An 11950-nucleotide genomic window follows, 5' to 3' on the forward strand; every position below is an offset into this window, starting at 1 on the left:
GCGCACGCCAGGCCCGCGCACGGGCAGGCGCACGCCGTGCGCGCGCCCGGCTGAGTACGCGGACTGAGTATCCGGGCGGATGCGGCGGCGGCCGCGTCGGCCGACGCTGGTCGGCATGAGTGACACACAGGTCAAGCAGCAGAACACGGCCGCCTTCTACGGCCAAGCCGTCGCCTCCTTCGCCGTCGCGCTGGCGGCCGTCGCGATCGGCGTCTTCCGGCTGAACGCCGACGCCTGGGTGCGGGCCTTCCTCGGCATCGCCGTCCTCTACCTCGTCACCTCCGCCTTCACGCTGTCCAAGGTGATCCGCGACCGGCAGGAGGCGGGGCAGATCGTCAGCCGGGTCGACCAGGCCCGGCTGGAGAAGCTGCTCGCCGAGCACGACCCCTTTGAGAAGATGTGACGCTGCGAAGCCGTAGAGCTGTGAAGCCGCGAACCTGAGACGCCGTGGACCCGTGCTGCGGCGATCCCCCTCGGCGCGGTCGCGACCGGCGATGCTAAGCGCTCGCTCAGCTTGAGCGGTATCGTAGGCCCACTGACCCGGAGAGCTGATCCGACGAGGGGCGAACGAGCGATGACGACGGCGCAGGAGACGGCGGGCGGCGACGCGCAGCCGTGGGGCGAGGTCACCCCGGACGCGGCCCGGCGGCTGCTGGTGGCCGCGGTGGAGGCGTTCGCCGAGCGGGGCTATCACGCGACGACGACCCGCGACATCGCGGGCCGCGCCGGCATGAGCCCCGCCGCGCTCTACATCCACTACAAGACCAAGGAAGAGCTGCTGCACCGGATCAGCCGGATCGGCCACGAGAAGGCCGTGCAGATCCTGCGCACGGCGGCCCGCGGGGAGGGCGGCGCCGCCGAGCGGCTGGCCGGCGCCGTCAGCTCCTTCGTCCGCTGGCACGCGGGCGGCCGGACCACCGCCCGCGTCGTGCAGTACGAGCTGGAGTCCCTCGGTCCGGACGCCCGTTCCGAGATCCTCGCGCTGCGCCGCCAGGTCGACGCCGAGGTGCGCGGGATCATCGAGGACGGCGTGGCGTCCGGCGAGTTCGACGTGCCGGACGTGCACGGGACCACCCTCGCGGTGCTCTCGCTGTGCATCGACGTCGCCCGCTGGTTCAACGTCGACGGCCCCCAGACCCCCGACGAGGTCGGCGCGCTCTACGCCGACCTCGTCCTGCGGATGGTGGGCGCGGCGCGGAGGCGGGCGGCCCGCTGACGCGCGGCACGCGCCGCCGGGGGCGGCCCGGCGGCGCTCAGAGGTAGTACCGCGACACCGACTCCGCCACGCACACCGGCTTGTCGCCGCCCTCGCGCTCCACGGTGAAGGCGACGGAGACCTGCACGCCGCCCGGCACGTCCTGCACGCCGGTGATCGCGGCGGTGGCCCGCAGCCGGGAGCCGACCGGGACGGGGGCGGGGAAGCGGACCTTCTCGGTCCCGTAGTTGACCCCCATCCGCACGCCCTCGACCCCGATGAGCTGCGGCCCGAACAGCGGGAGCAGCGACAGGGTCAGGTAGCCGTGGGCGATCGTGGTCCCGAAGGGGCCCTCGGCGGCCTTCTCGGGGTCCACGTGGATCCACTGGTGGTCGCCGGTCGCCTCGGCGAACAGGTCGATCCGCTTCTGGTCGATCTCCAGCCAGTCGGTGTACCCCAGCCGCTCGCCGACCGCCGCCTTCAGCTCGTCGACGGAGGTGAAGATCCTCGGCTCTGCCATGTGCCCGGCCTCCCGCATCGCACGTCATGTCTAAGCAACTGCTTAGCATGGTCGGAGCGACGGCACCTGTCAACGGACGCGGGGCGCGACGCGGCCGATAACGTGCGGTCGGTGACGTAGGGGAGTGCCCCAGATCCCCGAGGAGACGCCCACAGCGAGCGCCTGGTGGGATCGCGTCTGCTGGAGGAGCGGCGCACGGCGCCCGAGCCGTCGTGACCCAGCCGACCGCAGCCCCCGGCACGGGCCTGCGCGCCGAACCGGGCCGCCTGCACCGACCCGGCGGCAAGCCGCGCCGGACACCGCTCCCGGCTCACGCCCCCGCCGCGCCTCGCGGCGCGCACCCGTTCGCCGAGGGGTGCGGCGCCCGCGGCGCACCCCCCCGACCGTGCTTGGCGCCCCGTGCGCACCGGGGCGCCGTCGTCAGGCGGACATCATCAGCCGCCCCCGCCTGGCGAAGGCCATGGCCTCGGGGGTGAGGACCGGCCGCGGGACCAGGATGCCGCAGTGCGCGCAGACCGGGCCCGTCGACGGCTCGTGGTCCAGGCCGTACTTCCAGGCCAGCCGGTTCCCGTCGCACACCGGGCAGACGGCGCCCGGTGCGCGCTCCAGCGCGGCGATCAGCCGGCGCAGCACCTCGGCCAGCGGCTCGGACGGGTGCACCCCCGGGTCGTCGCACCAGGCGACCCCGAACCCGCCCCAGGTCCGGCGGTGCCAGTCGTCCACGCTGCCCGGCCGGCGCAGCCCGTCGTGCTTCTCCTTCCTGCGGCGCCGGGCGAACTCGACCTCGTAGTCGAGCCACACCGAACGCGCCTCTTCCAGCTCCTCCAGCGCGGCCACGAGCCGCACTGGATCAGGGGACCTGTCCTCGGGTCCGAAGCCGGCCCGGGAGCACAGATGCTCCCAGGTCGCCCTGTGCCCGTAAGGAGCGAAGCGCTCAAGGCACTTGCGCAGTGAATAGCGCCGCAGCGCCAGGTCGCACCGAGGGTCTCGCGCCTGTCTCGCCAGACTCCGGAAACCGGCCATCGCCCTGCACCTCCGTCACACCTCAACCTGTACTTCGGTCACTTCGGCTGTACTTCGGCTCTCCCGCTCTCACTTTCGCGTCCTCGCACGTCGGCATCGTGCCGAGCCGTCGTCCGGACGTCGCCGGATAGACGCGCCGACCCGCGGTCCGGCTCCATCCGTTCTCCGATGACTGCCATCACCCGGCCCTGGTTGACCGTCATGTCCGACGCGAGCCCCTCCCGTAAAAGTGACGTGTGTTCATCTTCCAACTCGGGGATACCGGCGGTAGCGTGCCGCCCCACCCCCGTCGGGAGGAGCTGCCGTGCTACGGCGAACCCCACACCACGCGCTCGACGAAGTGAGAACTCCCCGTACCTTCAACGGGTTCCTGAAGACCGCCTCCGTATGCGTCCTCCTGGCCGGTCTTTTGTCACCTTTTTCCCAAGCGGCGGCGTCCGACGCGGCGCCGCGGACCCCGGATGCGGCCGCGAACGACTACTGCGGCGGCCGGTGTTCGGACATCCTGCCGCCCGGTGAGAACGGCAACGCCACCCTCGCCCAGATCCTGCTCAACCAGGGCTTCGGCGCCCAGCCGAGCCACGCCGAGGACCAGCTCGGGCCGTACGCCGCCCTGGCCTCCGGCTACCCCGCGCTCACCGACGACACCCTCAACGGCTTCTTCGACGACGCCTCCTTCGGCGTCCCGGCCGGCCAGGTCGCCTCCACCGAGAGGCCCGCCGGACGCGGTGACGTCACGATCGTCCGGGACAAGAAGACCGGCGTGCCGCACATCACCGGCGTCACCCGCTACGGCGCCGAGTTCGGCGCGGGCTACGCCGCCGCCGAGGACCGGCTGTGGCTGATGGACGTCTTCCGGCACGTCGGCCGCGGACAGTTGACCTCCTTCGCGGGCGGCGCGGCCGCCAACCAGGGCCTGGAACAGCAGTTCTACCGCAACGCCCCCTACACCGAGGCCGACCTCCAGACGCAGATCGACAGCGCCGTGGCGAAGGGCGGCGCCCGCGGGCAGCAAGTGCTCGCCGACGTCACCGCCTACATCGCCGGGATCAACTCCTACATCGACGCCTCCGACTCCGGCCGCTACTTCCCCGGCGAGTACGTCCTCACCGGCCACAAGGACGCCGTCACCAACGCGGGGACCATCGCGCACTTCAAGGTCACCGACCTCGTCGCGCTGGCCTCCGTCGTCGGCTCGCTGTTCGGCTCCGGCGGAGGCGGCGAGGTGAACAACGCGCTGTCGCTGCTGGCCGCGCAGGCCCGCTACGGGACCGAGGAGGGGACCCGGGTGTGGGAGTCCTTCCGTGAGCGCAACGACCCCGAGGCCGTCCTCACCCTGCACGACGGCCGCAGCTTCCCGTACGCAGTGAAACCGGCCAGCCCGCAGGGCGAGGCGCTGCCCGACGCCGGCTCGGTGACCGAGGAGCCGCTGGTGTACGACCGCACCGGCAGCGCGGCCGGCCAGGCCGCCCGGGGCGCCTCCGCCACCGCCGCGAAGACCGCGCTGTCCTCGGCGCGCCGGGGCATGTCCAACGCCCTCGTCGTCAGCGGCGCGCACACCGCCAGCGGCGACCCGGTCGCCGTCTTCGGCCCGCAGACCGGCTACTTCGCCCCGCAGTTGCTGATGCTCCAGGAGATCCAGGGCCCCGGCATCAGCGCCCGCGGCGCCTCCTTCGCGGGCCTGAGCATGTACGTCGAACTCGGCCGCGGCCAGGACTACTCGTGGAGCGCCACGACCTCCGGCCAGGACGTCATCGACGCCTACGCCGTCGAGCTGTGCCAGGACGACCGCCACTACCTGTACCACGGCGCCTGCACGGCCATGGACCAGGTGCAGCAGTCCAACGCCTGGAAGCCCACCGTCGCCGACGGCACGGCGGCCGGTTCCTACACGATGCGCGTGTGGCGCACCGACTACGGCCCCGTGCAGTACCGCGCCACCGTCGGCGGCAAGAAGGTCGCCTACACCACGCTGCGCTCGTCCTACCTGCACGAGGCCGACTCCATCATCGGCTTCCAGATGCTCAACGACCCCGGCTTCGTCCAGAGCCCGCAGGACTTCCAGCAGGCCGCGCAGCACATCAACTTCACCTTCAACTGGTTCTACGCCGACGCGCGGCACACCGCCTACTACAACAGCGGCGACAACCCGGTGCGGGCGGACGGCGTGGACGCCGAGTTCCCGGTGTGGGCGCGGCCCGCCTACGAATGGCGGAACTGGGACCCGGCTGCCAACACCGCCGACTACACCCCGCCCTCCGCCCACCCCAACTCCGTCGACCAGGACTACTACGTCTCCTGGAACAACAAGCAGGCCCAGGACTACACGGCCGCGCCCTGGGGCGACGGGTCGGTGCACCGCGGGAACCTGCTGGACGACCGGGTGAAGAAGCTGGTCGCGGCCGGCGGGGTGACCCGCGCCGCGCTGACCAAGGCGATGGCGGAAGCGGCCCTGACCGACCTGCGCGCCGAGGACGTGCTGCCCGAGCTGCTGAAGGTGATCGACACCGCGCGGGTCGACGATCCGTCCGCCGCCGCTGCCGTCTCCACGCTGCGGGCCTGGCTGGCCGCGGGCGCCCGGCGCACCGAGACCTCGCCCGGATCCAAGACGTACGCCGACGCCGACGCCGTCCGGATCCTGGACGCCTGGTGGCCGCTGCTGGTGAAGGCCGAGTTCGAACCGGGCCTCGGCAGCGGCCTGTACGCGGCCTTCGGCGCCGACCTGCCGATCGACGAGGCGCCGTCGGCCGGGCACGGCCCCACCGGCGCGCACGCCGGCAGCTCCTTCCAGTACGGCTGGTGGAGCTATGTCGACAAGGACGTCCGGGCGGTGCTCGGCGAGCCGGTGAAGGGACCGCTGGCGCACCCGTACTGCGGCGGCGGCAGCCTCACCGCCTGCCGTGACGTCCTGCTCGGCGCCCTGAAGCAGGCGGCCGCGCTGACCCCGGCCCAGGTCTACCCCGGCGACGACCAGTGCGCGGCGGGCGACCAGTGGTGCGCCGACTCGATCGTCCAGCGCCCCCTGGGCGGGATCAAGCACGGCCGGATCGGCTGGCAGAACCGGCCCACCTACCAGCAGGTGGTCGAGTACGCCGCGCACCGGTAGTACCGCGCACCGGCAGCGCCGTGCACCAGAAGCACTGCGCGCCGGCGGCACCGCACACCGGCAGCACCGCGCGCCCGGTGATCCGGGCGGCGGCGGGCCGCGTCAACGGATGCGGCCCGCCGCGAGCACCAGCCGGGCCAGTTCCGGGTGCAGGATGTCGTTGTGCGCGCCGCTCGGCGGCCCGCCGCGCCGGACCACCTCCGACACGTCGACGTTGACGCACCCGGACGCGGGCAGCGCCCCGCTCAGCGCGGCGGCGAGGTCGCACGCCCGGGTGCCGGGCACCGCCTGCACCCCGTCGTGGCCCAGGGCGCCCCACCGGGATCCCAGCAGGGCCCCGACGTCCACGCCCAGCGCGGACCGGTCGTCGTCCGCCATGCGGGAGGCCAGCGGGTAGAACGTGCCCAGGGCGGAGTCGTGGCGGGAGTGGCAGCACACCAACGGGCCGTCGACGCGGTGCTCCTGGCCCTGGAGCACCCCTCCGGCGCGCGGGTCCTTCGGCAGCCGGGCGGCGAACGCGTAGTGCGAGAAGGCCGCTTGCAGCAGCGTCACGGACTTCACCGCCCGTACCCCGGCGGGCAGTCCGCGCAGCGCGAACGACACCAGCCGGCCGCCGAAGCTGTGCCCGGCCAGATGGACCCGCAGCCCCGGCACGGCCTCCGCGAGCCGCCCCACCGCCGGTCCGAGCCCGCGCTCGCCGACCGTGCCCGCCCGCCGCTTCATCGCGTAGTACGTCGCCTGCCGCAGCAGCTCCTTCGCGCCGTCCCAGGGATCGGGCGGCGAGAACGGCTCGCGGTCCTCCGCCTCCAGCCGCGCGGCGGCCTGCGCGAACTCGGCGCAGACCTGCGCGGCGGGCCGCGAGAACATCCCCGGCTCGTCCTGCGGCACCCCCTCCGCTTCGGTGTCCGCCGCGAAGTGCGCCTGCGGCCCCGGCGGCGGCGCCTCGACCAGCAGGCGCACCAGCCGCCCGAACTCCGCGAGCCCGGCGTCCTCGCGCGGACGCTGCTCCAGCATCCGCCCGAGCCGGTCGACCACCATGGCCCGCCCCGGGAACGCCTCCAGGAGCGCGTGCCGCGTGACGTCGTCGAGGGCGAGCCGCGCCGCCGGACCGGCCGCGGCGTGCGGGAAGTCCGGGATCGGCTCGTCGGCGAACCGCATCGAGGGCCACATCACGCCCGCATACCCGATCCGCGCGGCCGGCGCGAGGCCGGGGACGGGGGCGAAGAAGCGGCTGAACAGGCGGGCCGCGTCCGGGCGGTCCTCGTTCCAGCCGTGGGCGAGGACGATCAGGTCGCGCACGCCCCGCTCGGCGGCCTGCGCGAGCAGCCGGTCCCGCTCGGCGGGGTCCGCGTCGCCGTCCGCGTCGAAGGTCAGCTCCCAGTAGGGAGCCACGCTCATCCCCGGATCCGCCATGGCCGGTCCCTTCGTCCCCCGAAGCGGTGCGCTGTGCTCTGCATCGTCGCGCCGCCGGGGGGACTTGGCCATACGTCACGGCTCATCATCAGCGGGGCGCCGCCCGCGGCCGGGGCGGCTCAGCGGTAGCGGAGGTAGCGCTCGCGCAGCCCGCGGAACGCGGCCAGCTCCTCCTGCCAGCTCGCCGCGACCTCGTCGGCGTCCGCCCCGGCGTCGATCATCGTGCGCACCCGCGCCGACCCGGTGAGCTTGTCGATCCAGTCGTCCGGGCGCCAGGCGAAGCCGCTCCACACCCGTTTGGCGGTCACCAGCAGCGCGATCCCGGTGCGCACCGGGTCGAAGGCGTCCCGGTCGCAGACGTGGACCTGCACCCCGCCGACCGTGGCGCCCTGGAACTTGGAGAACGTCGGCGCGAAGTACGCCTCCCTGAAGCGCACCCCCGGCAGGCCGAGCGCGTTCGCGGCGGCGGCCCAGCCACCGTCCACGCCCGGCGCGCCCAGCAGTTCGAAGGGCCGCGTGGTGCCCCGGCCCTCCGACACATTGGTGCCCTCGAACAGGCATGTGCCGGAGTAGACCAGGGCCGTGTCCGGGGTGGGCATGTTCGGGCTCGGCGGCACCCAGGGCAGCCCGGAGGCGTCGTAGAAGCGCGAGCGCCGCCACCCGGTCATGAGGACGGTCTCCAGCTCCGCCGGGGCGGTCAGGAACTCCCCGTTGAACAGCAGCGCCAGCTCGGCGACCGTCATGCCGTGCGCCTGCGCGATCGGCTGCCGTCCGACGAACGAGGCGAACTCCCGGTGCAGCACCGGCCCCAGCGCCTGCCGCCCGGACACCGGATTGGGCCGGTCCAGCACCACGAACCGCTTGCCGGCCAGCGCGGCGGCCTCCATGCAGTCGTACAGCGTCCAGATATAGGTGTAGAAGCGGGCGCCCGCGTCCTGGACGTCGAAGACCACCGTGTCCACGCCGGAGGCGGTGAAGACGTCGGCCAGCGGCTGCCCGCTCTTGAGGTACGTGTCGTACACGGGCAGCCCCGTCGCCGGGTCGTCGTAGCGGCCCTCGGCGCCGCCCGCCTGCGCGGTGCCGCGGAAGCCGTGCTCCGGGCCGAAGACGGCGACCAGGTTCACCCGGCGGTCGGCGTGCAGGACGTCGACGACATGGCGCACGTCCCGGGTGACGCCGGTCGGATTGGTGACGACGCCGACCCGCTGGCCGCCGAGCGCCCGGTAGCCGTCCGCGGCCAGGCGCTCGAAGCCGGTGCGCAGCTCCCGGCCGCCGTGGTCTCGGGGGTCCCCGGGCCGGCCGCCCGCCCGCGCGGCGGGGACCCCCGAGACCACGGCGGCGGCCGAGCCGCCCAGCAGACTCCGTCGGGACAGCTTCATGCGGCGACCTCCGTGACCGAGACACGTGGCAGGGGCACGCACGCTAGCGCGCACAGGGGCCAGGCGGAACGAGCCGGACCGGTCGGCGTGCCCGGCGCCCGCGGAAACAGCCCTTCCACTCGACATACCGACCGGTTAGTGTGGCGCGGCAGAGCCAGTCGCGTCGTGCCGAAGGAGACCGATCGTGGAAGCCGTGCAGGGTGCGAAAGTGGTCGTCACCGGCGCCGGAGGCGGGATCGGCGCGGCGCTGGCCCGCCGGTTCGCCGCCCACGGCGCCCGCGTCGTGGTCAACGACCTGGACGCCGCGCGGGCGCGGGAGGTGGCGGACGAGATCGGCGGCATCGCGCTGCCGGGCGACGCCGCCGCGATCGTCGCCGAGGCCCGCGACGCGCTCGACGGCGCGATCGACGTCTACTGCGCCAACGCGGGCGTCGCCTCCGGCGGCTCCGAGGCGGCCGGGGAAGAGGTCTGGGCCCGCGCCTGGGACGTCAACGTCATGGCGCACGTCCGCGCCGCCGAGGCGCTGCTCCCCGACTGGCTGGAGCGCGGCGCCGGCCGCTTCGTCGCCACCGTCTCCGCCGCCGGACTGCTCACCATGATCGGCGCCGCCCCCTACAGCGTCACCAAGCACGCCGCCTACGCCTTCGCCGAATGGCTGTCCCTGACCTACCGGCACCGCGGGATCACCGTCCACGCCGTCTGCCCGCAGGGCGTGCGCACCGACATGCTGGCCGCCACCGGCAGTGCGGGCGACCTCGTCCTCCAGCCCACCGCCATCGAACCGGAGGAGGTGGCCGACGCCCTGTTCCAGGGCATGGCGGAGGACCGCTTCCTGATCCTGCCGCACCCCGAGGTCGCGGACTTCTTCCAGGCCCGCGCCGCTGCTCCGGACCGCTGGCTGACCGGCATGAACCACCTCCAGCAGAAGTGGGAGGCGACCCGGTGACCGCCGCCCCCGCCTCCCGCTACGCGGCCAAACCCTGGCTGGCCCTGCTCGACGACCGCCAGCGCGCCCCCGTCGCCCCCGCCGACTCCCTGGTGCACGCCCTGCGCCGGGCGGCGGCCGAGAACCCCGACCGCACCTTCCTCGCCTACTTCGACGGCCGCCTCAGCTACCGCGAGGCCGACGCGCTCAGCGACTCCGTCGCCGGCCTCCTCGCCGCGCGCGGCCTGCGCCGCGGCGACCGCGTCGCCGTCGTCCTCCAGAACTCCCCGCACTTCGCGCTCGCCGTGCTCGGCGCCTGGAAGGCGGGCGCGACCGTCGTCCCGGTCAACCCCATGTACAAGTCCGCCGAGGTCGCCCACGTGCTGGCCGACGCCGAGGCCGCCGCGCTGATCTGCACCGACCGCGCCTGGGAGTCCTACCTGCGGCAGACCGCCGCCGCCTCGCCGGTGCGCGTCGTGCTCACCGCGTGCGAGCGGGACTTCCAGACCAGGAACGACCCGCGGGTCCTCGCCTTCGAGCGGCTGCCCCAGGCGGCGGACGCCGAGGACCTGGCGGCCGTCGCCCGCGCCGGCTGGCCGCCGCCGCGGGACCGCGACCCGGCCCCGGACGACATCGCCCTGATCAGCTACACCTCGGGCACCAGCGGCGCCCCCAAAGGCGCGACCAACACCCACGGCAACATCATGTACAACGCCGAACGGCAGCGCACCGGCCTCGGCCTGCCCGAGGCGCCGGTGTACTTCGCGCTGGCGCCGCTGTTCCACATCACCGGCATGGTCTGCCAGTTCGGCGCCTGCCTGAACAGCGCCGGCACGCTGGTGCTCGCCTACCGCTTCGAGCCCGGCGCCGTCCTCGACGCGTTCGCCGAGCACCGCCCGCACTACACCGTCGGCCCGGCCACCGCCTTCATGGCGCTGGCCGCCCACCCCGACGCTGCCCCGGACCACTTCTCCTCCTTCCAGGTGATCTCCTCCGGCGGCGCGCCCCTGCCGCCCGCCCTGGTGGAGAGGTTCCGGGCCGGCTTCGGACCGTACCTGCGCAACGGCTACGGCCTCACCGAGTGCACCGCCCCCTGCGCCTCCGTGCCGCCCGGCCGGGAGGCCCCCGTCGACCCCGCCTCCGGCACCCTCGCGGTCGGCCTGCCCGGACCCGACACCGTGGTGCGGATCGTCGACGAGGCCGGACGCGAAGCGCCCTTCGGCGAGCAGGGCGAGATCGTCGTGCGCGGCCCCCAGGTCGTGCCCGGCTACTGGCGGCGCCCCGACGCCACCGCCGAGACCTTCCCCGGCGGCGAACTGCGCACCGGCGACATCGGCTTCATGGACGAGCAGGGCTGGCTGTACGTCGTCGACCGCAAGAAGGACATGATCAACGCGTCCGGCTTCAAGGTGTGGCCGCGCGAGGTCGAGGACGTGCTGCACACGCATCCGGCGGTGCGCGAGGCCGCCGTGGTCGGAGCGCCCGACGGCTACCGTGGGGAGACCGTCAAGGCGTACGTCAGCCTGCGGCCCGGCGCCGACGCGGACCCGGCGGAACTCGCCGCCCACTGCGCGGAGCGGCTGGCCGCGTACAAGTACCCGCGGCAGGTCGAGATCCTGCCCGACCTGCCGAAGACCGCGAGTGGGAAGATCCTCCGGCGGGAACTGCGCTCCCGCGCACAGGACGGCGCGCAGGACAATCGGTAGCGTCCCGCCGTTGCGGCGGGACGCGAGGAAAGGCAGGTGGCGGCAGTGCCCAGGACGACGGACCCGACCGGGACCCCCGTGCCGCAGCGGCTCCTGGCCGCCGCCACCCGGCTCTTCGCCGATCAGGGCTACGACCGCACCTCGGTGCAGGAGATCGTCGAGGCGGCCGGCGTCACCAAGGGGGCGCTCTACCACTACTTCGGCTCCAAGGACGACCTGCTGCACGAGGTGTACGCGCGCGTGCTGCGCGTCCAGCAGGAGCGGCTGGACGCCTTCGCGGGCGCCGACGAGCCCGTGGAGAAGCGGGTGCGGGACGCCGCCGCCGACGTCGTCGTCACCACGATCGACAACCTCGACGACGCGATGATCTTCTTCCGGTCGATGCACCACCTCAGCACGGAGAAGCACAAGCAGGTGCGCGCCGAGCGCCGCCGCTACCACGAACGCTTCCGCGCGCTGATCGAGGAAGGCCAGGAACAGGGCGTCTTCTCCAAGCGGACCCCGGCCGACCTGGTGGTCGACTACCACTTCGGCTCCGTGCACCACCTGTCCACCTGGTACCGCCCGCACGGCCCGCTCACCCCGCAGGAGGTCGCCGACCACCTGGCCGACCTGCTGCTGCGCGCGCTGCGCCCCTGAACCCCGCCGCGCGACGCGGGGTTGCGCGCACGCCGTCCACCCGT

General features: G+C 73.8%; 10 protein-coding genes. 6 read left to right on the forward strand and 4 right to left on the reverse strand.

All coding sequences use genetic code 11. The annotated features are described in order from the left end of the window. The first annotated feature begins 115 nt into the window (after window positions 1–115). Complete coding sequence (locus ABZ861_RS08105) at window positions 116–403, forward strand: YiaA/YiaB family inner membrane protein (protein ID WP_361625571.1); 288 nt, start codon at window positions 116–118, stop codon at window positions 401–403. A 171-nt stretch (window positions 404–574) separates the two neighbouring features. Beyond that, on the forward strand, window positions 575–1216 hold the full coding sequence (locus ABZ861_RS08110; protein ID WP_361625574.1) for a TetR/AcrR family transcriptional regulator: 642 nt from the start codon (window positions 575–577) through the stop codon (window positions 1214–1216). A gap of 37 nt (window positions 1217–1253) precedes the next feature. Here the strand turns inward: ABZ861_RS08110 and ABZ861_RS08115 are convergent, their stop codons facing one another. Next, window positions 1254–1715, reverse strand: coding sequence for a MaoC family dehydratase (locus ABZ861_RS08115; protein WP_361625577.1), 462 nt, complete (start codon window positions 1713–1715; stop codon window positions 1254–1256). A 420-nt stretch (window positions 1716–2135) separates the two neighbouring features. Beyond that, the gene (locus ABZ861_RS08120; protein WP_361625580.1) at window positions 2136–2738 is read right to left on the reverse strand and encodes a hypothetical protein; all 603 of its coding nucleotides are present in this window, start codon (window positions 2736–2738) and stop codon (window positions 2136–2138) included. Window positions 2739–3042: 304 nt separating this feature from the next. Between ABZ861_RS08120 and ABZ861_RS08125 the strand changes: the two genes are divergently transcribed. Continuing rightward, window positions 3043–5844 carry a penicillin acylase family protein gene (locus ABZ861_RS08125; protein WP_361625583.1) on the forward strand — a complete coding sequence of 934 codons (2802 nt, stop codon included), beginning with the start codon at window positions 3043–3045 and terminating at the stop codon, window positions 5842–5844. 102 nt (window positions 5845–5946) lie between these two features. Here the strand turns inward: ABZ861_RS08125 and ABZ861_RS08130 are convergent, their stop codons facing one another. Next, window positions 5947–7257: a serine-threonine protein kinase gene (locus tag ABZ861_RS08130; protein ID WP_361625586.1), complete on the reverse strand. Its 1311-nt coding sequence runs from the start codon at window positions 7255–7257 to the stop codon at window positions 5947–5949. 119 nt (window positions 7258–7376) lie between these two features. Then, window positions 7377–8636: a DUF1343 domain-containing protein gene (locus ABZ861_RS08135; protein WP_361625589.1), complete on the reverse strand. Its 1260-nt coding sequence runs from the start codon at window positions 8634–8636 to the stop codon at window positions 7377–7379. 181 nt (window positions 8637–8817) lie between these two features. Between ABZ861_RS08135 and ABZ861_RS08140 the strand changes: the two genes are divergently transcribed. Genes ABZ861_RS08140 through ABZ861_RS08150 form a run of 3 tightly spaced genes read left to right on the forward strand, consistent with a single transcriptional unit; the run spans window position 8818 to window position 11906 of the window. Then, complete coding sequence (locus ABZ861_RS08140) at window positions 8818–9582, forward strand: SDR family oxidoreductase (RefSeq protein ID WP_361626211.1); 765 nt, start codon at window positions 8818–8820, stop codon at window positions 9580–9582. Beyond that, on the forward strand, window positions 9579–11267 hold the full coding sequence (locus ABZ861_RS08145; RefSeq protein ID WP_361625592.1) for an AMP-binding protein: 1689 nt from the start codon (window positions 9579–9581) through the stop codon (window positions 11265–11267). Before ABZ861_RS08140 ends, ABZ861_RS08145 begins: the two co-directional genes overlap by 4 nt. A gap of 45 nt (window positions 11268–11312) precedes the next feature. Continuing rightward, on the forward strand, window positions 11313–11906 hold the full coding sequence (locus ABZ861_RS08150; protein WP_361625595.1) for a TetR/AcrR family transcriptional regulator: 594 nt from the start codon (window positions 11313–11315) through the stop codon (window positions 11904–11906). Window positions 11907–11950 lie beyond the last annotated feature (44 nt).

It is taken from the genome of Streptomyces sp. NPDC046985 (assembly GCF_040644415.1).
GTDB lineage: Bacteria > Actinomycetota > Actinomycetes > Streptomycetales > Streptomycetaceae > Streptomyces.